Origin of the sequence: Lacticaseibacillus songhuajiangensis (assembly GCF_003946025.1) — a bacterium.
Taxonomy (GTDB): Bacteria; Bacillota; Bacilli; order Lactobacillales; family Lactobacillaceae; genus Lacticaseibacillus; species Lacticaseibacillus songhuajiangensis.
Genome location: NZ_RHNR01000042.1, coordinates 1 through 25,503 on the forward strand (window position 1 = coordinate 1; position 25,503 = coordinate 25,503).

Sequence of the window (25,503 nt, forward strand, 5' to 3'; positions counted from 1 at the left end):
AACACCAAAGCAGCGCAGTCCCGTGTGAATCATGGGATTGCGCTGCTTTTTTGAAATTCTATGAATAATCCAGGATTTATATTGTTAACTTGATGTGGCTTTGATTACGGTTACACAGTTTAATCATACCAAACTTCCACCGTTTATTCCACTTGTATAACAATGTGTTCAAACGTAACCTAAAAACAGACGCTCCATGTGTTCGACTGAAAAACTGGTTATTCAGTATAAGTCCAAAAGGCGCAACAGCACCCACGACTTGAACGGCATCGATTGAAAGCCGCAAACCAAACACGCTTGCGGCCATCTAACAATTTAAGGACCTGCTTCAAAAAATCAAAACTATAGACATTCGCAAAGGATAAAGAACTGGAAGCTTGTTTGCCACGAAATTTAATTCACAAAGAGTAGCCATGTTACGGATAGCGTATACAAAAATGCCGCAAAGCATCCGAAAGGTTTGGCTCCATCCTAATTTTGGAAAATGATGGGTGGCTTCATCGGTAGATCACCGTTAAGCACCTCTAATAGGCTCTTGTCGATGTCGCGCTAACCCGGCATGGCAGTTCTGAATGTACCCGCTTATATCTGTGCACAAAGCTACCAACGCTGCGGATTCGAGGAGACACTATGAGCACCACCATAAGCTCTGCGTAGGATTCTGAGCACTGCTCTAAGTGTGTGCCTGGACAACACACAGCACGGTTCTTCTCGTATACGGCAACACCGGTTTCGGCAAAGTAACGCTGGTAGTGTCTGCCAGCACCACGGATCTGTTCGGTATTGCCACGCCTGAGTTCACTGCTAACTGTAAACTTGTTGCGATAAATCTGCTCGGCGGTTTGAGCGATGACGAAAGCAGCTTGATGGAGTGCTTGAAGCTTCCCCCGTTCGTCTAAACTGAGTTATTGATGTTGTCCTGTCGTGCTAATTTGAGAGTGGGCCATGATGGCTCCTTTCTTATATGCATAAGGTGCTTATAAGAAAGGAGTCATCATGACCTTTTTGGTCTAGTCTATAAGCTTTTGCACTTCAAGTTAAAATCGGAGTTACAAGAAGCCTGAACTCAGTATAACGTTTTGCTAGTTAAAAAAAGAAGCCAACAACGCTTCTCTTTTTTCGTGGGGTGGCACGTTTGTGGCACATTCCATCAGCACATTATATAATATTGATTTAGCAAAGTGTCCTAAAGGGCGGTTTACACCGCGATTCTAAATTTCATTCGTTTGAGACGTTTATTTCCCGGGAAATCCTGTCAACGCCGCGGACAACTAGCGGTATTCGACCGCCGCCGGACTGTGGCGAACGGTACGCCAACTTTACGCTTTGTGATACACTAGGGTGCAGATATGAGGAGGATTTTCGATGATTACACTGGCACTAGATACCTCAAACAAGGCGATGAGTGTCGCTGTCGTTCAGGACGGCGAACTGCTCGCGGATACAACTTTAAACAAAATGCGCACCCACAGTGAGCAGTTGCTGCCGACGATCGATCGCCTGGTCGCGCTGAGTGGGTTGCAGCCTAGTGACATCGACCGCGTTGCCGTTGCGCAGGGACCGGGTAGTTACACCGGGTTGCGCATTGGGGTGACGACAGCCAAAACATTGGCGTACACGCTGAATATTGAGCTCGTCGGGGTTTCCAGCTTGGCGACACTCGCGGCGAACGTGCGCAGCGATGCGGCCATCATCGTGCCGCTCATGGATGCACGGCGCGGCAATGTGTTTGCCGGCATGTACCAGTGGGTCGACGGGGCGCTGCGCAACGTTGCCCTCGACAAACATGTCGCCCTCGACCAACTTCTGGAAGAGGTGCAGGCACTGGGGCAGCCTGCGATTTTTGTTGGCGCGACCGAGAAAATGCGTCTCGCCATTAGTGCCACACTTGGTGGCAGTGCGCGCTTTACGGACGCGCTCAACTCATTGCCGCGCGCAGCCCGCATTGCGGAACTTGCCAGCGGGATGCAGCCGGTCGATATTGACAGTTTTGTGCCCAATTACCTGCGGCTGACTGAAGCCGAGGTCAACTGGCTGCACGCCCATCCGGGGGTCAAACAGACGAATTATGTGGAAAAGGTTTAGTCAGTACTTTCGAAAATGGTTTCCAGAACCGATTACTTTCCGCGAACGGACGATTACGGTGCGGGGGACGCGTTTTTCTTTGCGCCCGATGCTGATGCAAGACGTTGCGACCGCGCTTGAAATTGAAAACGCGATTTATGGGAATACCCCTTGGGACCGCTTTGCCTTCTTGTCGGAATTGCAAAAGCGGGGACGGACCGTCTATTTGGTTTGCACTGAGCTGACCTCCGGCGCGATTGTTGGCTATGTTGGGGCGTACTTTCGCGAGCAGCGCGCGCACGTGACGATTATCGCGGTGGCGCCGACATGGCAGCGCCGTGGTCTGGGCAGAATGCTGATGGATACGATGATTGGCCAGGCGCACCTGATGGGTTGCACTTACATGACTTTAGAGGTTGCCGTTGATAACCTCGGGGCGCAGCGCTTGTACCACAGCCTGGGTTTTGCTAACGGCCGCATTCGCAAAAACTACTACACAAACGAACACACAGACGCCATGGACATGAAGTTACTTTTCGCGGACCAGACGTCGACTGATGAGGAGTCATTATAAAAATGGAAAAGGACGAGATTATTCTCGCATTTGAATCGAGCTGTGATGAAACGTCGGTGGCCGTCATCAAGAACGGTGACGTCATCATGAGTAATATTATTGCCACGCAAATTAATAGCCACAAGCGTTTTGGCGGTGTCGTTCCCGAAGTTGCTAGTCGCCACCACGTGGAAGAAATCACCATTATCATTAATGATGCGCTGACGGAAGCTGGTATCAGTTACGGTGACATCGATGCCGTGGCCGTTACTTACGGTCCTGGACTGGTGGGTTCGTTGCTCATTGGGGTGACCGCGGCCAAAACGATTGCGTACGCGCACAACATTCCCCTGATTCCGGTGAACCACATGGCGGGGCATATTTATGCGGCCGCGTTTGTGGATAAGTTGCAGTACCCACTACTGGCGCTGATGGTGTCGGGCGGGCACACTGAACTGGTGATGCTGACGGCACCCGGCGAATTTAGCATCATCGGCGAGACGCGCGACGATGCAGCCGGCGAGGCTTACGACAAGGTTGGTCGGGTGCTCGGCATCACTTACCCAGCCGGTAAGGAAATTGACCGTCTGGCCCACCTTGGCCAGGATACCTTCGACTTCCCGCGGGCGATGAGCGATTCTGATAACTTGGATTTCAGTTTCAGTGGCCTCAAGTCTGCTTTCATCAACACGGTGCACCACGCTGATCAGATTAACGAAAAGCTGAGTCGTGAGGATTTGGCCGCGAGCTTCCAAGCCGCAGTTGTGGACGTCCTAGTGGAAAAGACTATGCACGCACTCCAGCAACACCCAGTCAAACAACTCGTTGTAGCCGGTGGGGTCGCGGCTAATCAAGGCCTGCGCGAAGCCTTGAGCGCGCGCCTTGCGACCGAGATGCCTAACGTGCAGATGATTGTGCCACCACTGCGTTTGTGCGGTGACAATGCAGCGATGGTCGGTGCGGCAGCCCACATCATGCGCGCCAAGAATATTTTTGCCGACGAAACGCTCAATGCACAGCCCAACCTGAATTTTGCGCGCGCGTAATCTGGGCTCACTTAAACAAGATAACGAATAGACCGTGTCCTCACGCCTTGGCGGGGAACACGGTCTTTTTGTGGCTTGCGGATTTCGGCGCCTATTCATCTATTATTCGAAAGAAACAATACGCTTTTTGTGAAAGTGTATGAATATAATTTTCGACATGCAAAACGCTTCCAATAAAGGGCATTCATGCTATGATTGAAAGAGCGTAAATATTTTGGGGGGAGACCAAAAAATCTACGAAACGGAGTAAATCAATGACGACAATACACGATGTAGCCCGGATTTCGGGCTTTTCTTTAGGAACGGTGTCCAACGTCATTAACCATCCGGAGAACGTTGCGCGCAAGACGCGCGCAAAGATTGAGGCTGTGATGGTAGAATTGGACTATTCACCCAACGTCATGGCACGCAATCTGAGTCTGGGGACCACCCGCAACATCGGGGTCGTGCTCCCGAATAACCGGCACCCGTACTTTTCGTACATAGTTGACGGCATCATGGAAGCCGCCTTTCCGACAGGGTACCGGGTAAGTCTACTGCCGACCAACTACGATGAGGACATCGAGCGGCGTTATTTGCGCGAGCTGCAGCAAAAGGCGTACGCGGGGATGATCTTCACCTCGCGCCAATTGCCGCTTGACGAATTGGTCCGTGCGACGCGTTTTGGCCAAATCGTCAGTTGTGAGAACGTGGGCACTCGGGCCATTAGTTCGGCGTACTCGGATCGTTTGCCGACTTACGAGCAGGCGTTGCGCTGGATTAAAGAGAGTGGTTATACACAGGTAGCGCTGATGGTGCAGCGCGGCGGCGAGGATAGCGAGACCACGCGGGACTTGCTCCAGGCTTACCGGAACGTGTTTGGACGCGAGCTGGCGGATAGCCGCCTGCGCCTAGGCATTGCTAACCGGCGTGATGGCTATGACGCGGCCTGTTTTCTGGCGGCGACGGACCCGGCAGTTGATTTTGTCCTCGCCAATGGCGACGACATTGCGGCCGGTGTGTACATGGCCTACAAGGACAACGGCCAGAAGATACCGGGCATCATGGGCACGGAGAACCAGTTGTCGAGTCAGCTCCTGCATTTTCCAACGATTAACCATCACCTGGAAACGCTCGGTCATATCGCGTTTAGCCTGGCTATCCGTGAGGGTGTCCGCCACCAACTGGTGAAATCTGATTTTATTGCGAGGAATTAAGTGTGACAAAGCGTTTAGCAGTTTTTGATATTGATGGGACATTACTGAACCACGCCCAGCACGTGTTGCCGAGCACGCTCACGGCGATTCGGCAGTTACAAGCAAACGGTGTCCACGTTGCCATTGCCACGGGGCGGAACTACAAAATGGCCAAGTGGGTGATTGAAGCAACCGGCATTCACGATTACGTGGTTTGCACGGGTTCCGCGCTCTACATTGCGGACCAGCTGGTTGAACAACAAGTGCTTGATGAACACGAAACACACAAAATGGTCCGCTTTGTCCGCGACTGTGGTGTGAACTTCATGGCTGAGTCCGCTGACGAGCTGTACGCCGAGGACGGGCATGACCTGCTGCTGCAAAAGGTGATTAGCGGTTCCCGGACTACGGTCATCCACGCACCCGGGTACAGCCTGCAGCACCCGATTGTGCAGGGGCTGGCGCTACTCAATCCGGAGCAGGAGAAACGCGCACCGCATTTTGAACACCTCCAATTCAAGCGCTTCTCCAAACTGGGCGTGGACGTGCTGCCAATGGCAGTATCCAAGGCGCGCGGCATTACCCGTCTAGCCGACCACCTGGGTGTGGCCACCGCGAACATCGCGGCGTTCGGTGATAACCAGAACGATAAGGAAATGCTCAGTGCGGCTGGAATTGGGGTGGCGATGGGCCACGCGACACCGGACGTCAAGGTGCTCGCTGATTATGTGACGACCGACTGTGATCATGATGGCATTTACAATGGCCTGCAGCATCTCGGCTGGCTGTGAGCAGCCGCAACTAGTACGGTAAGCAAAAAGGCACCAACATCTGCGAATTGTCAAAACAATCGCGGATGCCGGTGCCTTTTTGGTTTTGTTAATACAATGCTAGCCGCGAACGAGGGTTGCGGGTTCTTTCCAGATGAAGTGTCCAAGGGCCGAAACAACGAGGAAGGCCGCGGCAACGAGGCACACGCCGTTCCAACCGTAATGACTCCAAGCCCAGGTACTACTGAAAGTGCCCAAGGCGCCGCCCATGAAGTAGGCAAACATGAAGATGGAGTTGTTGCGACTACCGGCTTCGTGGCTCAGGGATTGAACAATGGCCTGGTTAGAGACCTGCCCGAACTGCGTCCCTAAATCTAGCAGGACGATGCCGACAATAAGCCCAATGAGCCAGTGGCCGGTCAACCAGAACACGATGAAGGCGAGACTGGAGAAAAGAATCCCCGCACCGACAGTCAGGCGCGGCGAGTACTGATCCACCAGTCGGCCGATAATGGGTGCAAACAGCACACCGGTGATGCCTAGCAGTCCCAGCAGCCCAGCAACTGCGCTACCGTAATGGAACTTAGCAGCGAGGAAGAAGGCAAGCGTGGACCAGAGCACGTTGGAAACGCCGAAGAGGGTGAATCCGTTGATTGCGGCCCCCTGCAGATGCGGCTGACTTTTGAGCAGGCGCGGCAGTGAGGCAATCACGTGCAGGTAATTCAGTGAATTGTGGCCTCGTGGATCAACCGGCAGAAATTTGTGCAGAACAATGAGCAGGCAGACGTTGAAGATGGCGGCAATCAAGTAAACGGTTTGCCACGGTACAACGCTGGCGAGTAGTCCGGCAAAAGACCGGGAGAGCAGAATCCCCGTGAGCAGGCCGCTGAGCACGGTCCCCAGCACTTTACCGCGGTGCATCGGTGCGGCGAGGTAACCAGCATAGGGGATGATAATCTGCGGGGCAACCGAGGTGATGCCGATGAGGGTGCTGGCGACGGCGAATACCGGCATGCTCGGGGCCAAATAGGCGGCGAGCAGGGCGACGATGGAGAGCACCATCATGGTTTCGATGAGGCGGTGCCGACGGAAAATATCACCAAGTGGCACGATGAGGAGCAGTCCGAAGGCGTAGCCCAGTTGCGTCAGCATGGCAACCACGCCGACGGTGGCCTTGCTGATACCATAGGAACTGGCAATTAAGCCTTCGATGGGCTGGATAAAGTTCAAGTTGGCAACGATGATACCAGCCGCCACTGCCATTAGTGTGACGGTTTTGGTGCCAATGTATTTGTTTTGCACGGTTTAGGTCCTTTCTTTAACAGCAATTGTTTCACCAAACAAAAAACCGCCACCTCCCGTAATCGGGATGGTGGCAGGTCCTTCTAGCCCTCGAGCTTACTTTGGAAATCTTCCAGCGCGATGCTGGCTTCTTCCCAGTCGTCTTCAAGCTTACTGAGCTGCTCAGTGAGCTTATCCACATCTTTTTGCATGTCTTGAAGCTTGATGGCGCTGGCGGCATTCTCCGGCTTTGCCATTTCGGCCTCAATGGCATCTTTTTGGTTCGTCAGCTCATCAATCTGCTGCTCCACATCGTCAACTTGGCGTTGCAGTTTACGCATTGCCCGCTGATCTTCCTTGGAAGCTTGGTAAGCCTTGTTCGCGGCGCTGGGGGCGGACTTACCGCTACTTTGCGGTTCAGTCTCTTCCTGCGGCGCGATTTTTTCCTGATAGTAATCCCAATTACCCAGGTAGGTCGTACTTCCGTGCGGACTGATAGCGATGGTGCGCTGTGCCAGACTGTTGATGAAGTAACGGTCATGGGAAACGAACAGCACGGTACCGTCAAAATCTGCCAGTGCGCTTTCGAGGACTTCCTTACTATTGATGTCTAGGTGGTTGGTGGGTTCGTCCAGGATGAGGAAGTTGTCGTGGTTCATGGCTAGCTTCGTCAGCGTCAGGCGCGCCTTTTGGCCACCAGACAAGGAAGCCACCGTCTTATCGACGTCTTCAGCCGTCAGCAGGAAGGCGGCCAAGGCACTACGGATTTCGCGTTCCGGCATGGTCGGGTGCTGACTCCAAACTTCTTCCAGCACCGTGTTCTTCGGGTTCAGGTTTTGTTGCTCTTGGTCGTAGTAACCCGGCGTGACGTTGGCCCCGAAACGGGCCGTACCGGCGAGAAACGGAATTTTGCCGAGAATACTCTTAAGGAGCGTGGACTTACCGACCCCGTTGGGACCGACGATGGCGATGCGTTCGCCCTTGCGGATTTCAAAATCAATTGGCTGTGCCATCGGCTGACCAGCTTCGTAACCAACGGCGGCATCAGTCACCGTGAGCACCACGTTCCCGCTGGACTTGGCAGCGCTGAAGTGGAAGTGGGCGCTGCTTTCGCCGGTCGGGCGACTGAGGCGGTCCATCTTCTCCAGCTGTTTGCGGCGACTCTGTGCCATTTTAGTCGTGCTGGCCCGAACTAGGTTCTTGTCGACATACTCTTGCAACTTGTTGATTTCTTCTTGTTGCTTGTTGTAGGCCTTCCAGGCGAGTTCTAGGTTGGCGGCGCGCTGCTTGCGGTATTCGGTATAGTTCCCGTGGTAGCGAGTGGCCCCAGTTGGGCTCAGTTCGTAGACCTCATTAACCGTGTGGTCCAGGAAGTATTGGTCATGGCTGACGATGAGCACGGCACCCTTGTACCCACGCAGGTAGTTTTCAAGCCAGGCGAGGGTATCGATGTCCAGGTGGTTGGTAGGTTCATCGAGGATGATGAGGTCGTGGTGGGCCAGCAGCATTTTGGCCAATGCTAGGCGGCTGCGTTCGCCACCGGACAGCGTGGAAATCAGTTCGTGGAAGCGGGCTTCTGGAAAATTGAAGCCGGCCAGCACGTTGCGAATTTCGGCTTCATAGCCGTAGCCGCCTTCTTCACGGAACTGGACGCTGAGTTGATCGTAGCGCTTGAGCACGTCCTGATACTGCTTATCGTCTTGCAGAATGGCCGGATCCGACAGCTGGGCTTCTAGTTCGTGCACCTGCTTTTCCATGGCCCGCAATTCAGCGAAGCCGTCGAGCATTTCGGTGTAGATTTCCTTGTCGGAGTCCAGACCCGCATTTTGCGCCTGGTAGCCGATGGAGATGCCCTTTTTATAGGTCATGTTCCCGTAATCGGGTTCGGCAACGCCGCGCAGAATTTGTAGCAGCGTGGTTTTACCAATCCCGTTGGGGCCGACGAGGGCAACGCGACCGCCGTCTTGAACCTGCATGTTAATGTGGGTGAACAGGTCGATACCGTCGAATGCGCGGCCGATGTCCTGTGCTTGAAGTAATATCACAATGTTTCCCCCTGAAAAAATATCTCCCTTCAATATAACACAAGCACCAATTTCATGCCGTGCGGGAGACCGGCCATGCCAGTCAAAAACAGTCCTGTTACTTCAAAATATGGTTTGCGTTTGCTGGATTGACTGCACGGTGCACTTTCTGCAAGTTCGTGATATCACGAACGCTGCGGGGGACCATGGCGCGATGAATGCTGCACCTAGACAATCCGCATAATTCTGCCAAAATGTTATCAAAAGTCGCCAAAATAATCATGCAAGCGCTTGAATTTCCGTATTTGCACGTATACCATTATACCTAGATAAGTGGCTGAACCATCTTGTGAATGGAGGCGTGACAGTTGGCAAGTGCAAAGATTCCCAAGGCGACTGCAAAGCGGTTGCCCTTGTATTATCGTTATCTGCAGTTCCTGGCGGACGCCGGAACTGCGCGGGTTTCATCGAACGAGTTGGCTGAGGGCTTAAAAATCGACTCGGCAACCATTCGGCGTGACTTCTCCTATTTTGGTACGCTCGGCAAACGGGGCTACGGTTATGACGTGACGGCCCTCCTCGCCTTCTTCAAGAAGATTTTGCGCCAAGACCATCTCACCACCGTTGCACTGGTGGGGATGGGCGCGATGGGGATGGCGCTCCTCAGCAACAATTTCCGGCAGAGTGACAACATGCGCATTGGCGCGGCTTTCGATGATAGCGGGAAACGGGCTGGCACTATTGTTGACGGGGTCCCGGTGTACCCACTGGTTGATTTGGAAAAACAGGTGCGCGATCAGCAGATTCACATTGCCATTTTGGCAGCGGGGGATGATGAAGCGCAGGCACTTTGCGATCGCCTCGTGAACGCCGGGGTGCAAGGAATTATGAATTTCACTGCGGTGCGGTTAAACACACCAACCAATCTGCGTGTGCAGAATGTGGATCTGGCGGGCGAATTGCAAACCCTCATTTACTTTGTGGATAATTTCGCGGCCGAGAAGGGTAAGTAATCAGTTTAATTAGCAGAAGACGTGACGGCGTGCTGAATGCCGCCATTTTTTTGTACCGAACCTGCTGGTGAATACCCGGCCTTAAGAAAAAATTTGCACTCTCTACATTTGTCTGCTAATTGCGCTCATGCCCGTCATGACGGCGTTTTGAAGCGATTTTGCTTATTTTTTGTCAATTATGCGGCTTGCATTCTGCTCTGACCGTGTTATAGTAATAATCGTGTTAGCACTTGAAACAAAAGAGTGCTAAATTCATCTAAAAACTAAAATCATCATGGAGGGATTGTCTTGCTTAAACCATTAGGAGATCGTGTCATCGTTCAAGTCACCGAAAAAGAGGAAACTGTCGGCGGCATCGTGCTGGCCAGCAACGCTAAAGAAAAGCCCCAGACGGCTGAAGTTATCGCCGTTGGTGAAGGCGCCCTGAGTCCAGAAGGTAAGCGCCTACCAATGTCCGTTGCCAAGGGTGACGAAGTGATGTTTGACAAGTACGCCGGTTCTGAAGTGAAGTATGAAGGTACCAACTACCTGATTCTCCACGACAAGGACATCATGGCAATCGTTAAGTAATTGAAATCCACAACTGAGGTGAATAATTAATATGGCAAAAGAAATTAAATTCTCTGAAGACGCACGTGCAGCAATGTTGCGTGGTGTTGACAAGTTGGCTGACACCGTCAAGACAACGATTGGTCCTAAGGGCCGCAACGTTGTGCTCGACAAGGACTATGGTTCTCCTGAAATCACCAACGATGGTGTGACCATCGCTAAGTCCATCGAACTCGAAGACCGTTTCGAGAACATGGGTGCCAAGTTGGTTGCAGAAGTTGCTTCCAAGACCAACGACATCGCTGGTGACGGGACCACAACCGCTACGGTTCTGGCTCAGTCCATTATCCGCGAAGGCATGAAGAACGTGACCGCTGGTGCTAACCCTGTTGGTATCCGTCACGGGATTGAATTGGCAACTAAGGCTGCCGTTGACGCCCTGCACAAGAACTCCCATGAAGTTTCTACCAAGAACGAAATCGCACAAGTTGCCTCCGTTTCTTCCGCAAGTAAGGAAGTTGGGAGCCTCATCGCCGACGCCATGGAAAAGGTTGGTCACGATGGTGTCATCACGATTGAAGAGAGCAAGGGTATCGACACTGAACTCTCCGTTGTTGAAGGGATGCAGTTCGATCGCGGCTACCTTTCCCAGTACATGGTGACTGACAACGACAAGATGGAAGCCGACCTCGACAACCCATACATCTTGATTACTGACAAGAAGATCAGCAACATCCAAGACATTCTGCCAATGCTGCAGGAAATCGTGCAGCAGGGTAAGTCCCTCCTGATTATTGCTGATGACGTTGATGGTGAAGCTCTGCCAACACTGGTTCTCAACAAGATTCGTGGGACCTTCAACGTTGTTGCCGTTAAGGCTCCTGGCTTTGGCGACCGGCGTAAGGCAATGCTCGAAGACATCGCTGTTCTGACTGGTGGTACCGTCATCACATCCGACTTGGGTCTTGAACTTAAGGACACCAAGTTGGACCAGCTTGGTAAGGCCGGTAAGGTCACCATCACTAAGGACAACACCACCATCGTTGAAGGTGCTGGTGCCAAGGACGCTATCGCTGAACGTGTTGCTGTGATTAAGTCCCAGATTGCGGACACAACGAGTGACTTCGACCGTGAAAAGCTCCAGGAACGCCTGGCTAAGCTTGCCGGTGGTGTTGCGGTTATCCGCGTCGGCGCCGCTACCGAAACTGAACTCAAGGAACGTAAGTACCGCATTGAGGATGCTCTGAACGCAACTCGTGCCGCTGTTGAAGAAGGTTACGTCGCTGGTGGTGGTACAGCCCTCGTTGACACCATCCCTGCAGTTGCCGCACTTTCCGAAGACGGCGATGTCCAGACTGGTATCAACATCGTGCTCCGCGCCCTTGAAGAACCAGTTCGTCAGATTGTTGAGAATGCGGGCCTCGAAGGCTCCGTCATTGTTAACCGCCTGAAGAGCGAAGATGTTGGTTTCGGCTACAACGCCGCGACCGATACTTGGGAAGACATGGCTAAGGCTGGCATCATCGACCCAACCAAGGTTACCCGTTCCGCACTCCAGAACGCTGCCTCTGTTGCCGCATTGATGCTGACAACCGAAGCCGTTGTGGCTAACAAGCCAGATCCTAATGCACCAGCCGCACCTGCTGCACCAAACCCAGGTATGGGCGGCATGATGTAGAATTCGCACATTAAGCGCTGCAAAGAAACGGCCACTACGGCCGTTTTTTTGTGCACAGAGCGGAGCCGAGCGATTAGGAATTGAGGATTAACGGGCTTCACAATAAGGACGTACCTTGTTCTTGTTGTGAAGCGTGTTAACCGCAGATTCCTGCTCGGCGCAGCTCGACTAGAAACAGAGCGGAGCGCCCCGGTTAGAAGGTGAGCATTTACGGGCTTTGAGTGGAAGGGCGCGCTTTGCCCTTCTACTCGAAACGTGTAAAGCGGAAGCTTCTGGGTCGCGGAGCTCGACTAGAAACAGAGCGGAGCGCCCCGGTTAGAAGGTGAGCATTTACGGGTTTTGAGTGGAAGGGCGTGCTTTGCCCTTCTACTCGAAACGTGTAAAGCGGAAGCTTCTGGGTCGTGGAGCTCGACTAGAACAACGGCCGTAAGATAAATTTGGTGATGGCTATCAAGTGCTCAGCATGCGACATTCTAGGGTCAAAGTGGGCACTTGCGATAACTACGCAAGCGGTTTGATTGCGGTATGACGGACGACTGGTCGTGGCTATCGATAGCAATATGGTGTACAATATTTGCTTAACTACGACAAAATTATTGACTTAAGGAGTTGATGAGCGTGAAGCTAACAGTATTTTGCGGTGCCCGCTTTGGTAAGCACCGGAGCTACGAACAGGTAGCCAACGCCCTGGGCTGGTACATGGGACGCAACGGTTTTGACCTCGTGTATGGCGGCTCCCAATCTGGTCTCATGGGCACAATTAGTGGTGCCGTCCTCGCCGCTGGTGGGGAGGTTACCGGCATTTACCCAGAAGGCCTGTTTGAAAACGAGTTGCCGCGTTACGATGCAACTCGCAACATTGTGACTAAGGACATGGACGAACGTAAGCGTGAACTCATGGAGCAGGGCGACGCCTTTCTCGTGTTTCCTGGCGGTCTGGGTACACTGGAAGAAATTGCGCAGACGCTTTCTTGGATGGCCATTGATTTGCTGCCGGTTAAGCCAATCGCCATCTTCAACATGAACCATTACTACGATTCATTTGTGGAGATGCTTCAGCAGTTTATTGGCGAGAATTTTGCCAACCAGGACATCATGGATCACGTTTTCGTGTCCGATAACTTCGAGGACTTGCTGACGGCCGTGCGTGCTGACTACGACGCTGACGACGCGCTGGAAGCAGCTAACTAAATTATTTCCCGGGAACAATGGCGCATCTCGCACCCGTCCCGTGGTATCGATGTTTCTAGCACCACCGATTTTACGGTGGCACAGTTTTGACCCTTTTCAAATTATTTTGGCTCATCGGGCACCTCCTTGGAGAATATCCCGTTGAGCTTTTTTGCGACTTCAAAGTTACTGTTGGGGTAAAGATGACCGTAAGTGCCGAGCGTCGTTTCGATGTCCTCATGTCCCAGACGTTCTTTAATCTGGAGCGGGTTTTCACCGAGACTGATCAACAGCGACACATGCGAGTGGCGGAGGCCATGCACGGTAATCCGCTGAACTTTGGCGAGTGTACTGTACGCGTCCACAATATCCAAAAATTGCCCGTCAGAGCACGGAATCCCATCACGTGAGAATACCCACTCGGACGTCACCATCGCCGCTTGTGCGACCTGCCACGCATCTAAGCACGCAATGGTATCATCATCAAGCGCCACGGTACGGCGACTGGCGGCAGTCTTTGGCGCTGGAGTTTCAAACCAGTTGCGGTTGTGATAGTCCATGGTCTTATTGATGTTCACCGTCTTAGCTTCAAGATCAACGTCTGTCCACTTTAACGCCCGTGCTTCACCGCTACGCAAGCCAGACATGAACATGAACCACAACATCGTGTAATCAAAGCGGCCAGTGTACGTGTTGGTGTTCGTCTTGGCGAGTACCTTTTGGAAGTCGGCTTGCGTCCAGAAATTGATCTTCGCTTTCTTCTTTTTGATGAGGCCAACGACCCGTACTGGATTCTCGTTGATGATACCAAGCGCCTTAGCACGTTCAAGCACTTGGCCTAACATAATGTTGATGGTACGCGCATAGGATTGCTTACAGTCTTTGAGTACGCTGACTTGCCAATGTTGCACATCAATCGGCCGAATTTGGTCAATGATGATGTCGTTGAACCTAGTCAGATACTCACTGTTCATCAAGACTAGCCGCTGACGGTAGGTGCGTGGCTTTACTTGGGTTTTGTACCAAGGCTTGAACACGTCTTCCATAAAGTCGCCAAACTTAGTCTGCTTGATGTCCTCATCATCGGCGATCCCCGCCGCCAACATTGCAACTCTTGCTTTTTTCGCCTCCGTTTTCGTTTTGAAGCCGCTGGCACGTTTTTGAATTCGTTTGCCAGTTCGTTTGTCAGTTCCTAAGCTTACGCGGAAGCTAAAAGTGCCGTCCGCCTGTTTGGTAATATGGTCTTTCGTAGTCAAGATAGTTCCTCCTTAACTGCGGAAAGGCCACTTGGTGCACCCTCAAGTTGGCTTAGTTTCAAGCCTAATACTGCGTCTACTGCTTCCACTGGAACACGGTCTACGCCTTTCTTACCGTACCATCCAAGGCCACGTTTGAGCAACAACTCTTTTGCCATTTTGATGATACGGCTTGCTTGCGATTGACTGTACCCCAGCTTGATAAGGTCAGCTCTAGTCATCGTCAGGAAGACTGGCTGTGCTGGTACGTTAATATTCAATCAAATCACTTCCTAAAGTTTGGTGGGAGTGAGATAATCAAACCAGATAGAACCCATATTTTATCTGTGAAGGGTGACTACTTGCTTTGGTCGGCGTAGTCGCTCTTTTTTGATTTCTCACGTTGCTTTGAATCGGTCATAACACCGTTGCGTTGGTGCTGAAAATGGTGGATCACGTCCCAGTGGCGTTGCGTCAACTTACCACTGTCGATGATGGCTTTGAGTTCGTTTGTGTTATTGTACTGGTCAATCAACTGCAACATCTTGAGTGAGGGTGCGACTTGCTTTCTCAACCACCGCGTAATATGGTCATAGTTTAACGGTTCTGGATTAGTGGAAAGTCGCAGCTTATCCCGATTGTTACCGATGAACGCCGCCCAACGAGGATCTAACACCCACTCACTTCTGGGTTTATGACTTGGCGTCAAGAAACGCAGATACTGATTGATGATGCCGAACACGACTTGTTCGGGATCGCGCGTCGCCAATAGATGTTCAACCGCTGTGGCGGCACGTTCGCGGCGTAGCCGCACTTCAAAGCGAGTACGGATCGGTTGATCTTCAATGGCGATTTCTGGGTGTTTCTGATGTTGCTCAAATGCCTTGTCGTAGATACAGAAATTGACTTCGCTTTGTGGCGAACCAAGGTACAAGGTGCGCCCAGAGGCGTGCCACTGTTTGGTGCGGTTGTCCCTGAACCCGCGAAAGCGTGAGCTGAATTCATCATGGTCGCACTTCTCAATTAGTGTTGGCACATCTAGTAATCCGTTGCGGTCGTTGATGGCTAAATCAAGTCGGGTGAAGTGGCAATCCAGTTTGAGACAAGTTTCGAGAAAATCGTACCAAGTTCGATGTTGCGATTGCAGATACGATTCGACGTAGCGACAACCTTGACCTTTCAGCTCAATCATTGTGCCACTGTCGTCTTTCGGGTTGTAATCTTCGGCATCCACATCTTGGTAAGGTGATAACATCATCTTGATCTCACCGCATGTTAAGGTTGCTGAATAGCCGTAGTGAGCGCCGTCGTGGAGATTGAAATGGATCGGGCTGATTTGGAACAGTTCGTTAATCAACTCTTCGTAGTCGTGCGTCTTGAAGGTGACGCTGAGATAGTCGATACAGACGTCCAGATTATTCTGACCGGTCAACGCACGCAACGCCAACGTCAGGTCTAATCGGGCTTTATCGTTGAGCGGCTTCTTGCGACCCAGCAGTTGATTCAGGTGTGACCGGCTGTAATTAGCCATGTCTGCGAGCTGACCTTGAGTAATATTGTTATCGCGCATTTCGTCGTGTACTTGATCAAGCCAATCTTTGTTGGTCATGCCGCCAATTAAGTTTAAGTCTTTGAGCATGTTAGCTCCTTTCCAAGCGTCCTAACAGCAATTCGGCGTTTTACCTATACGGTAAGGCCGTGCCACAGGCGCTTTATGCCTACCGTCGGATTTTTTGTTACTTGTATTTGCCCCCCTATTAGACACTGGGGGCTACAGCGGCCGGCTAACGCCGACCGCCGCCGCTCGCGCTAGCGGCTTTCGCGCTGCACGCCGCGCACGGCGGCGAGGGTTCCTCCTTTCATCACTAATCGTATTGACAAGCTATACGTTAACGCAATGATATCAAGACTTTCAACAGATTTCCTTAGCTTTTTCATAGCTACATAACTTTCAAATATAGTTGTGCAACTTGGTATAGGTATTGCTGTTTGGTAATCTGATAACGAGGTGATTAATATGACAAAAGTGCACTATTTTGGCCCAAATCTAAAACGGCTCCGTATTCAAAGCGGGTTATCCCAAGCAGAACTTGGAGCTGCTTTGGATACTCCGGTTAACGGACAAGCTATTTCTAACTGGGAACGTGAGAATAACCACCCAACCTACGAGAACTTGATCGGCATTGCTAAATTTTTCAATGTTATGCCTTCAGAACTTTTGAGAACAGAAAAAGAGACCGCAGTTGGAGAAACTACGGCCATTCTTGATCGAATTGACGAATATATGCCAAAGGTGACGGAAATACGTCGGGTTATGCATATGATGAAGGATTTCTCACCGCGACAATTAGATGGATTATCGGAACAGCTTGATCAAATCATGCAATACTTTCGCCCGTACACACCTGTTGATGAAGACGGTGAACCGGAAACGGATCAGAATGGTCGAAAAATCACGAAACAATCCAAGTATCGAGATATACCTATTAAGGAAATTCATCAAGTTTACCAGGAGCTTAAGGCCATACAATCATACCGGGATGATCAGCAGAAACGGGATTGACTGATAACAATAAGGGACTAGATACAATTCGATTTTTCCAAGCAAAGTAACAACTGGATTATCACCGCCGGCATCTAAAAAAGCCTGGCATACATGCCCACTGCAATCCACGGGTATGTATGCCAGGCCTTTATGCTTTCCAGAAACCCAACAGAATTCTATTGCCAATTTCTATTTTTTGTTTGAGATACTCTCTCGATATTCCAACGGAGTACAACCAAAAAGTCTTTTGAAAGTTGCGCAATAATAGCTGACCGACTGGAATCCAGAATTAGAACTAATTTCCTTTACTGACATATCTGTCTTTGCAAGTAACTTTAGACTGATGTCGAGGCGGTATCGTGTGAGATATTCGGTTGGGGTCTGTGCCAAATAATTACGAAAAATATTAAAACATCGAGTTCGAGAAACTTTGCCAGCATCGGCAATATTATCGATCTGAACTGTCTCAAAATAATGGCGATGTATATAGTCAACCATTTTCCAAATTTCCTGATTATTTACAGTATGTTCAGTATTTCGCGTTGAGTGACCCATAAATTTGATGCACCTACTCATGGCTTTCATACATTCTACCTGAACATCTATCATATTCGGCTTGGGGGTACTCATTAACCCATGAATTATCCGCGCAGCGGAAGCAAGCTCTTGTGCTGCCTCGCTTTTACAATCAAACAACAGGTAATCTTCTGATGACCGTCCAAATGAATTATCTATCTGCTTTTGAATAGAGCTACAGCTACTATCGAAAAGGCTTGGTTCGACAATCATGTCAATGAACGTGCACTCATCTTTGGTGTCGGAAAATCCGTAGTGCATTCTCTTACTGTTAACAAGGAGAATACTTTTTGGTAAGAGTGTAACAATTTGACCATTTATAAAAAAATCCATAGTTCCATCAAGAATAGAAACAATTTCGACCCCACTATGCCAGTGACACGCGCCCCAATATCCAAACTGGGAAAGTTTATTGATTCGCACATAGAGTGGAAAGTCGTTGATGTTATACTGCATTTCTTCAGAAAAATCTGAGAATACCTTTATTTCCATTTTGTCGCCTCTGTACGATTTTTATATTCATCCGCGCAATATTAACATTCTACCGCTAATTTCGCGCCTTATAATGGAACTATACTGATACTAGGAGTGAAGTTCAATGAGATCCGTAAAACTTATCGCTACAGATATGGACGAAACTTTATTAACATCAGACAAACACGTTCCAGAAGAATTTTATAAACTTGTAAGTCAGTTAGATCATGTCGGCGTTGTCACAGCGATTGCCAGTGGACGGCCACTGTACGGCCACTGTACACACTGAAAGCTCAATTTCCAGATTTGCCTTTGGCTTTCATTGCAGACAACGGTGGCGTTGTTGAATTTCACGGAGAATTGATTCATCAAGCAAGGTTAAAAACAGAAGATTATCAGAAGATGATCAGCTTTACACTTCAACAAACAGCTGGAATTCCAATTCTGTGCGGCCTGAACTCAGCGTATATTCCAAAGATTTTTGAAGCCTCACTTAATCACCTCGAGTATTTTTATTCCCTCGGTTTAAAATCGAAGTGCAACACCTGATAAAGCAGACCAATTTGCAAAGAAAGGAGGTCCAGTCTTATGAACTTGAATGTTGGTATTGATGTTTCAAAAGCTAAGCTTGATTTTTGTGGTATGGATAGTGATCAGAAGGTCATCTTTCAGGACTCTGTCTTGAATCGACCAGCTGGCACAAATGCCATCAAGCAATGCATCTTAGATGCCAATGAGAAGCACGACTATGAACGTACTATCATTGGCCTTGAAGCAACTTCTGTTTACAACGTTCTGCCTTCTCGTGCCTTAGAAGAGGACGATGAGCTTCAGGCTCTCGGTCTTGAAGTCGTTACCTTGAATCCCAAGATGACGCATCGCTTCAGCCAAGTGTACGATCAGGATAAAACGGATAAGGTTGATGCCCGTAACATCGCCGACTTTCTTCGAGTAGGCCGTTATCAAGTGCCAGTGCCTCGCGATGAGCGTCACATCGCGCTTCAACGGCTAACCCGTGAAAGGTTTCATCTGACCAAGGAAATGACTTGGTGTAAGAACCACTTCCTCAATAACTTGTACTTTAAGATGAACACGATCGACGCAGAGCTACCGACTTCAGTCTTTGGCGCCACCATGATGACCGTTTTGACCGATGAGCGGTACTCATTGGACGAGCTTGCGGAGATACCGCTAGAACAGCTCACCGATGATCTCAACAAACTTGGTCGTGGCCGCTTCGGCGATCCCGAAGCAGTCGCCCAGGCGCTCAAGCGTTCAGCACGTGACTCATACCGACTCGATAAGCAAGTGATGGATTCTGTGAATCTTGTCTTGGGCATGTATGCCAACGAGATCCGCATGTTTGCCAAACAGCTTAAAGAGCTGGATAAGAGCATCACCGCCTTATGCGACGCCACACCTGAAGCGAAGTGCCTCCGCAGTATTCCTGGCATTGGACCAGTATACGCGGCGGGTATTGTCGCCGAGGTGGCACAACCAGAGCGTTTCAAGAATGAAGCAAGTTTAGCCAAATACGCCGGCCTAGTCTGGCAAAGAAGTCAGTCAGGCAACACGGAGCGTCAAGCGACGCCACGTGTTCACAGCGGAGATCAGTACCTGCGTTATTACTTAGTTGAAGCTGCCAACAAAGTAAGAACGTACGATCCCACATTTGCCCGCTACTACGACAAGAAATATCGGGAGGTTCCAAAGTATCAACATCGTCGCGCCTGTCTATTGACCGCTCGCAAGCTTGTACGCTTAGTTCTCACTTTGATGAAGAACCATGAATTGTACCAACCTGCGAAAATGGTCTAGCGTGACTGGCGAAGTTTAACGGACGCTTCCCCGCAACCGAAAAATAAGAAAGTTGTGGGCTGGGGGAAGTGTACGCTCAACTTTCAAAAATAGATCTTAGAATCTTGCCTCAACTCCTTGACTCTTTACCACAAGACTATTTTTTAACGTTTAGACATTTAAACGTATAGGCCTTAAAAATGGTCGTCCAAAACGACTATTTTTTGCCTGCGACATCTGCCTCAAGCGCGGTGACCAGTTGTTTGAGTAGTCCGAGTGCGTCTGCCATGTTGGTGCGGTAGTAGCGCTCTGTTCCGACTTGGTTGACCGCTAATATTCCAGCATCACGCATCAACTTGAGATGATGCGAGACTGCTGGGCGTGACAGCGATAATCGATCTGTGATTTCACTGACGGTAAGTTGATCGGTTTGGCAAAGCATCAGCAAAATCCGCTGTCGGTTCTCATCGAGTAAGATAGATAATACCGGAGCGCTTTTTTGAAAAATCGCCAGCGTTTCCTCTGAATTATGTTTAGTCATCGATATCTCCCGTATAATAGTTCTAACGTTTAACATCTTAAACACTAAAACTTATTCTGTAGTCTTTGTCAAGTACAATTTAGAGGACATAAACATAGAGAATCAGCTTTTTTTCAAGAACCGTAACCCAGGCTCGATGTGTGCTTCGCTTGAAAATGACGGCACGGTTTGCTAAAATTTAAAAGATGTTATTAAACCTTAAATAGATCAATCGGTTGACGTAAGCTCAAGGTTTTCTCTTTCAGGGGTGTGAAAGAGGTACTTGGCTTACGTTTTTTGTATGAGGAGGTTTTGGTTTGGAATTTTTAGGCGCACTTGTCATCATTTTGATTGCTACCAGTTTAATCGGCCACTTGGCAGCGCGGATTGGTATTCCGGCAGTGATCGGTCAGTTGCTCGTTGGTATCGTGCTTGGCCCAGCATTGTTGAATTGGGTGCATCCCAATGAGTTTATCCATATTTTTTCAGAAATCGGGGTCATTATCTTGATGTTCATTGCCGGATTAGAGAGTGACCTTACGTTGTTGAAAAAATACTTACGTCCTAGTGTGATTGTTGCATTGTTGGGCGTCTTGGTCCCGATGGCGCTGATTTATCCAGTCGGGCTTTGGTTCGGACTGACCCAGTTTGAAAGCCTATTTTTAAGTGTCATCTTTGCCGCCACATCTGTTTCAATTTCGGTGGCCGTGATGAAGGAGTTGAACTTACTTGATAGCAAAAGTGGTTCGACGGTTCTTGGCGCGGCGGTGGTCGATGATGTGTTGGCGGTCGTTTTACTCAGCATTATGGTCAGTGTAATGGGTACGACGACGGGTTCGACCACGCAAATCCCACTGGCCCTGACTTTTTTGGAGCAGTTGATCTACTTTGTCGCGATTTATTTCGTCGTGCGCTTCATCGCCCCGATTCTCGCCAAGCTCGGGACCAAATTACTGATTCCAGTCGGACCGACGTTGATGGCTATGATCTTATGTTTTGGCATGGCGTATATCGCGGATCTGATCGGGCTGAGTGCAGTTATCGGGGCCTTCTTTGCCGGGATTGCGATTGCCCAGACGCATGTCGCTCATGAAGTCGATCAAAGTATTGAACCGATCGGCTACGCGATTTTCATTCCCGTGTTCTTCGTTTCGATTGGGCTGAACATGTCGTTAGCCGGAATCGAACACGACTTATTATTCATCGTCGTCTTGACCGTTGTCGCTACGCTGACTAAGCTTTTGGGTGCAGGTAGCGGCGCCAAATTTTCCGGGTTTGCTTTAGATGAATCATACTTAGTCGGTGCAGGTATGGTTTCACGCGGAGAAATGGCCTTGATTATTGCGCAGATCGGCTATCAAGCCAAGCTGATCAGCGGGGATTACTATTCAGCAATCATCACCGCAGTCATCTTAACAACGTTATTGGCACCGTTTCTGCTCAAACATGCTGCGCGTCGCATTAACGCCTAGATACAAAGATACGGTCAATCCTTAAATCACGGATTAGCGGTATTTGTTTGCCTACCCTTGCGGATCAGTCACGCGGTATTGTAGCCACAGCGTATCTTCGTCTAATACCGTGGCGGTTTGTAACCTGAAACCGATTTGACGCGTATGCTAATCGTGATTGCGCCAGAACTAAGCCATCGCAACGATCAGAGGCAACGTCGCATTGATCCGCTCCAATCCATTATGAGATCGCCAGCTGGGATTGGTGAGGAATTTACTGATTTCTATGTTCAATGACACGGCGGCCACCACAATACGTTGGCTCAGCACGGCTCATCCAGCAACTCGGCGATCATAAATTTCGCGCTTTCATTTGAGCGTATTCTTAGGAAAGACCTTAGTTTGGACCTATAATGCAAGGAAGAAGTGTTTGTAGCACTTAATCTCAACAAAAAGAGCCTACTGAAAATCAGTAGACTCTATACTTGAGATGGCACATTAGTGGCACATTCCAATAGCGTTTTAAATAATGTTGGGACAACAATACGCTCTAAAAAGCGTGTTATACTGCGATTATTAGATTTAAGCATTCGAGAATATTATTTCCCGGGAAATACACCCATAATCTGCCTGGCAGGACGTAAAAACGCGTCCTGCCAGGCTTTTTGTATTTCACTTTCCGCAGAGTTTGCTTCTCCCTCGGGCCAATGATATGGTGGGCGGAGCAGGACGATTTCTAATTATTGGGGGATAAATATATGGCAACGGCGCGCACAATCATTGATGGACAAAAGTTAAATCTGCAGGATTGCCAGGAAGAGTATCGTTACCGGAATTGCACTATTGACGCGGGCAGTGAGCGCGTGCATCTTGCCGGCGTTCAATTTGATCACTGTGAGTTTATAGGAGATTTTACGAACAACGAGCTATTTGATTGCGAATTGATTAGCTGCAACCTCGCAAATTTGGATTGGCACAAAAGTGTGTTCAGCGGCGTCACGTTTACTTCTTACCGGATGACCGGGGTGCTCATGGATACTTGCCGCTTTGTGCAGTGCGAGTTCCGCGGTGTTGGCGGCCAGATGTTTAATCTTGCGGAGTCCGAGTTCAATCAGTGTCGTTTTGCGGATTGTGACCTTACCGACAGTAGCTTTCAAGCTACCCGCTGCAAGGAAGGCTTGGCCTTTCCCGATTGTCTTTTGACGGGAGCGGATTTCACCGTCATCAATCTTAAGAATTGGGATTTCAGTGCCGCCCGCTTTGATACCCTGACCTTTGATCCGCAGCGTCTGCGCGGCCTCAAGCTGGCTTCTTGGCAAGCGCCAATTATCTTGGAATTGCTGGGCGTTCGGTTAGAGGCGTAAATTATCGTGGCTATTTAGACGCCCGTGCGTTAGAATGGCTTGTGTTTCAAAAAAATTAATAAATTTTTGGGAGTTAAACCATGCAACATCTTAAACGCTTCCTCATCGGTCGGCCGCTCAAGTCGTCCGAAGAAGGTGGGCAGAAGTTAGGCAAGTTAAAAGCACTGGCAATGCTCAGTTCAGATGCACTGTCTTCAGTTGCGTACGGGACCGAACAAATTGTTCTGGTCCTAACCACACTGTCGGCCGCGGCGATTTGGTACTCATTACCAATTGCGGCCTTCGTGCTCGTTTTGCTGCTGAGTCTGACCCTGTCATACAAGCAGATTATTCACGCTTACCCAAGTGGTGGTGGGGCCTATGTTGTTTCCAGTGAGAATCTAGGTCGCAACGCGGGTCTCCTTGCCGGGGGTTCGCTGCTGATTGATTATATGTTAACCGTGGCCGTATCCGTTTCTGCGGGTGCCGAGGCCATCACCTCCGCGATTCCAGCATTGTATGGACATCAAGTTACGATTTCTATCGTCATTATTATTTTGCTGATGGCTATGAACCTGCGGGGGATGAGCGAATCCGCCAATTTCCTGATGGTGCCGGTTTACCTCTTCGTTGTTGCCATTACGGTCATGATTATCTGGGGCCTTTACCGCATTGCCACGGGTGACATCCCGATGCAGGCCCGCGCGGCCGTGGGTTCCGTGGTACCAGGGATTTCGGCAGCGCTGATTTTCCGGGCCTTCAGTAGTGGTTCCAGTTCGCTGACTGGGGTTGAAGCCATCAGTAACGCGGTGCCATTCTTCAAGAAGCCGCGGGCGCACAACGCGGCGTCCACGCTGGCCATCATGGCGTCCATCCTAGGCTTCTTCTTTGCCGGGATTACCTTCCTGAACTACTGGTACGGAATTGTGCCGGTGGCAAAAGTCACTGTGCTGTCCCAAGTGGCCAGCTTCACCTTTGGCCACGGCTTCATGTATTATGTCATCCAGTTCGCAACTGCCTTGATTTTGGCAGTCGCCGCAAACACCGGGTTCTCCGCGTTCCCAGTGCTCGCCTACAATTTGGCTAAAGACAAGTACATGCCGCATATGTACCAGGACCGCGGGGACCGGCTGGGTTACTCCAACGGGATTATCACCTTGGCAGTTGGGTCTGCACTGCTGATTGCGATTTTCCACGGGAGCACTGAGCGGCTGATTCCGCTGTATGCGGTAGGTGTGTTCATTCCGTTCACACTGAGTCAGTCCGGGATGATCCGCCACTGGCTGCGCCTGCGGCCAAAGGGCTGGTTCACCAAGACGATTGCGAACTTCACTGGGGCACTGATTTCTTTTGCTATCCTGATTATTCTCTTCGTCTACCGGCTGCCAGACATCTGGCCATTCTTCATCATCATGCCCGTTCTGCTGGCGTTCTTCTACAAAATTCACAGCCACTACAAGAACGTGGCGGAACAGCTGCGCTTGCCGCTGGCTGCGGACGAGACGGCACTGCATGATTACGACGGGAGTACCGTGATTGTACTGGTCGGTAACGTGACCCGCGTGACCCGCGGGGCGCTGGATTACGCCCAGACAATTGGGGACTATGTCATCGCAATGCACGTGTCGATGGATGAAAATCCTAACAAGGAACAGGAAACCCAAAACGAGTTTAAGACGGACTTCCCTGATGTGCGTTTCGTGGACGTGCACTCGTCTTACCGTTCCGTTGTTGGGCCAGTCATCCGCTTCGTGGACATGATTGCGCGCAACGCCGCCAAGCGTAACTACACAACGACGGTGCTGATTCCGCAGTTCGTGCCGAAGGAAAAGTGGCAGAACATCCTGCACAACCAGACGAACCTGCGTCTGCGCGCTGCGTTCGCCAGTCGCGAGAACATCATCGTGGCAACTTACTCTTATCACCTCAAGAAGTAAAACAAAGCACCGGTCCGTAATGGGCCGGTGCTTTTATTGTCCGTCAGCGATAGCATTTCAGTGACGAAGTCACGCTGGGCCTCTGTGGTGTTTTCATATCGCCGCTAGGCGGGGAGGCCGGCAACTCCGGCGTGAGTGCGCTTGGGCTGCGCTCCGGATAACTACGTCGGGCGGGACCGCTCCAGGCGGCTTCGCCGTCTTTCGCTGGCAGATTTGCCGCAAACCTGGAGTGAACCCTAAAACTTGGACAACTTTTTTAACTAAATAACTTGTTGATATGAGGCATTCTGAAGGGCAAGTTT

Annotated in this window: 22 protein-coding genes; 15 read left to right on the forward strand and 7 right to left on the reverse strand. The window is 50.3% G+C overall.

Going from position 1 to position 25,503, the window contains the following annotated elements; translation table 11 throughout:
* The first annotated feature begins 1,365 nt into the window (after window positions 1-1,365).
* From tsaB to EKM97_RS09500, 5 genes are all read left to right on the forward strand, one after another.
* Window positions 1,366-2,085 carry a tRNA (adenosine(37)-N6)-threonylcarbamoyltransferase complex dimerization subunit type 1 TsaB gene (gene tsaB, locus EKM97_RS09480; RefSeq protein ID WP_125572168.1) on the forward strand — a complete coding sequence of 240 codons (720 nt, stop codon included), beginning with the start codon at window positions 1,366-1,368 and terminating at the stop codon, window positions 2,083-2,085.
* Between the two features lie 88 nt (window positions 2,086-2,173).
* Window positions 2,174-2,638: a ribosomal protein S18-alanine N-acetyltransferase gene (gene rimI, locus EKM97_RS09485; RefSeq protein WP_225419260.1), complete on the forward strand. Its 465-nt coding sequence runs from the start codon at window positions 2,174-2,176 to the stop codon at window positions 2,636-2,638.
* 2 nt (window positions 2,639-2,640) lie between these two features.
* Window positions 2,641-3,663, forward strand: coding sequence for a tRNA (adenosine(37)-N6)-threonylcarbamoyltransferase complex transferase subunit TsaD (gene tsaD, locus EKM97_RS09490; RefSeq protein WP_125572170.1), 1,023 nt, complete (start codon window positions 2,641-2,643; stop codon window positions 3,661-3,663).
* A gap of 254 nt (window positions 3,664-3,917) precedes the next feature.
* On the forward strand, window positions 3,918-4,859 hold the full coding sequence (locus EKM97_RS09495; protein ID WP_125572171.1) for a LacI family DNA-binding transcriptional regulator: 942 nt from the start codon (window positions 3,918-3,920) through the stop codon (window positions 4,857-4,859).
* Window positions 4,860-4,861: 2 nt separating this feature from the next.
* The gene (locus tag EKM97_RS09500) at window positions 4,862-5,629 is read left to right on the forward strand and encodes a Cof-type HAD-IIB family hydrolase (RefSeq protein WP_125572172.1); all 768 of its coding nucleotides are present in this window, start codon (window positions 4,862-4,864) and stop codon (window positions 5,627-5,629) included.
* A 99-nt stretch (window positions 5,630-5,728) separates the two neighbouring features.
* Here EKM97_RS09500 and EKM97_RS09505 read toward each other — a convergent pair whose 3' ends face one another.
* Window positions 5,729-6,910, reverse strand: a complete 1,182-nt coding sequence (locus tag EKM97_RS09505; RefSeq protein WP_404820214.1) for an MFS transporter — start codon at window positions 6,908-6,910, stop codon at window positions 5,729-5,731.
* A gap of 83 nt (window positions 6,911-6,993) precedes the next feature.
* Entirely contained in the window at window positions 6,994-8,934 is a 1,941-nt protein-coding gene (locus tag EKM97_RS09510) for an ABC-F family ATP-binding cassette domain-containing protein (protein ID WP_125572173.1), read from the reverse strand.
* Window positions 8,935-9,281: 347 nt separating this feature from the next.
* On the opposite strand from EKM97_RS09510, the gene EKM97_RS09515 reads away from it, so the two are divergent.
* From EKM97_RS09515 to EKM97_RS09530, 4 genes are all read left to right on the forward strand, one after another.
* On the forward strand, window positions 9,282-9,926 hold the full coding sequence (locus EKM97_RS09515; RefSeq protein ID WP_125572174.1) for a redox-sensing transcriptional repressor Rex: 645 nt from the start codon (window positions 9,282-9,284) through the stop codon (window positions 9,924-9,926).
* A gap of 288 nt (window positions 9,927-10,214) precedes the next feature.
* Entirely contained in the window at window positions 10,215-10,496 is a 282-nt protein-coding gene (gene groES / locus EKM97_RS09520) for a co-chaperone GroES (protein ID WP_125572175.1), read from the forward strand.
* Between the two features lie 31 nt (window positions 10,497-10,527).
* Window positions 10,528-12,153, forward strand: coding sequence for a chaperonin GroEL (gene groL / locus EKM97_RS09525; RefSeq protein WP_125572176.1), 1,626 nt, complete (start codon window positions 10,528-10,530; stop codon window positions 12,151-12,153).
* Window positions 12,154-12,771: 618 nt separating this feature from the next.
* Entirely contained in the window at window positions 12,772-13,344 is a 573-nt protein-coding gene (locus EKM97_RS09530) for an LOG family protein (RefSeq protein WP_125572177.1), read from the forward strand.
* Window positions 13,345-13,445: 101 nt separating this feature from the next.
* Here the strand turns inward: EKM97_RS09530 and EKM97_RS09535 are convergent, their stop codons facing one another.
* The 3 genes from EKM97_RS09535 to EKM97_RS09545 form a co-directional block, all read right to left on the reverse strand.
* Entirely contained in the window at window positions 13,446-14,579 is a 1,134-nt protein-coding gene (locus EKM97_RS09535; RefSeq protein ID WP_125572178.1) for a site-specific integrase, read from the reverse strand.
* On the reverse strand, window positions 14,576-14,839 hold the full coding sequence (locus EKM97_RS09540) for a DUF3173 family protein (RefSeq protein ID WP_225419259.1): 264 nt from the start codon (window positions 14,837-14,839) through the stop codon (window positions 14,576-14,578). The genes EKM97_RS09535 and EKM97_RS09540 overlap by 4 nt, the downstream gene beginning before the upstream one ends.
* A gap of 77 nt (window positions 14,840-14,916) precedes the next feature.
* Window positions 14,917-16,197 carry a replication initiation factor domain-containing protein gene (locus tag EKM97_RS09545; protein WP_124974709.1) on the reverse strand — a complete coding sequence of 427 codons (1,281 nt, stop codon included), beginning with the start codon at window positions 16,195-16,197 and terminating at the stop codon, window positions 14,917-14,919.
* 378 nt (window positions 16,198-16,575) lie between these two features.
* On the opposite strand from EKM97_RS09545, the gene EKM97_RS09550 reads away from it, so the two are divergent.
* Entirely contained in the window at window positions 16,576-17,121 is a 546-nt protein-coding gene (locus EKM97_RS09550; protein WP_125572179.1) for a helix-turn-helix domain-containing protein, read from the forward strand.
* A gap of 171 nt (window positions 17,122-17,292) precedes the next feature.
* Here the strand turns inward: EKM97_RS09550 and EKM97_RS09555 are convergent, their stop codons facing one another.
* Window positions 17,293-18,171 carry an AraC family transcriptional regulator gene (locus EKM97_RS09555; protein WP_125572180.1) on the reverse strand — a complete coding sequence of 293 codons (879 nt, stop codon included), beginning with the start codon at window positions 18,169-18,171 and terminating at the stop codon, window positions 17,293-17,295.
* Window positions 18,172-18,307: 136 nt separating this feature from the next.
* Between EKM97_RS09555 and EKM97_RS12215 the strand changes: the two genes are divergently transcribed.
* Together EKM97_RS12215 and EKM97_RS09565 are read left to right on the forward strand one after the other, a co-directional pair.
* Window positions 18,308-18,442 carry an HAD hydrolase family protein gene (locus tag EKM97_RS12215; RefSeq protein ID WP_225419261.1) on the forward strand — a complete coding sequence of 45 codons (135 nt, stop codon included), beginning with the start codon at window positions 18,308-18,310 and terminating at the stop codon, window positions 18,440-18,442.
* Between the two features lie 299 nt (window positions 18,443-18,741).
* Entirely contained in the window at window positions 18,742-19,971 is a 1,230-nt protein-coding gene (locus EKM97_RS09565) for an IS110 family RNA-guided transposase (RefSeq protein WP_125572182.1), read from the forward strand.
* Between the two features lie 196 nt (window positions 19,972-20,167).
* On the opposite strand, the gene EKM97_RS09570 is transcribed toward EKM97_RS09565, so the two are convergent.
* The gene (locus tag EKM97_RS09570; RefSeq protein WP_125572183.1) at window positions 20,168-20,491 is read right to left on the reverse strand and encodes an ArsR/SmtB family transcription factor; all 324 of its coding nucleotides are present in this window, start codon (window positions 20,489-20,491) and stop codon (window positions 20,168-20,170) included.
* A gap of 296 nt (window positions 20,492-20,787) precedes the next feature.
* Here EKM97_RS09570 and EKM97_RS09575 point away from each other — a divergent pair, with 296 nt between their 5' ends.
* From EKM97_RS09575 to EKM97_RS09585, 3 genes are all read left to right on the forward strand, one after another.
* Window positions 20,788-21,942 (forward strand): cation:proton antiporter, encoded by a 1,155-nt coding sequence (locus EKM97_RS09575; protein WP_125572184.1) that lies wholly within the window; start codon window positions 20,788-20,790, stop codon window positions 21,940-21,942.
* Between the two features lie 737 nt (window positions 21,943-22,679).
* A complete protein-coding gene (locus EKM97_RS09580) occupies window positions 22,680-23,285 on the forward strand; it encodes a pentapeptide repeat-containing protein (protein WP_125572185.1) in 606 nt (201 codons plus the stop codon).
* Window positions 23,286-23,365: 80 nt separating this feature from the next.
* A complete protein-coding gene (locus EKM97_RS09585; RefSeq protein WP_125572186.1) occupies window positions 23,366-25,201 on the forward strand; it encodes an APC family permease in 1,836 nt (611 codons plus the stop codon).
* Window positions 25,202-25,503 lie beyond the last annotated feature (302 nt).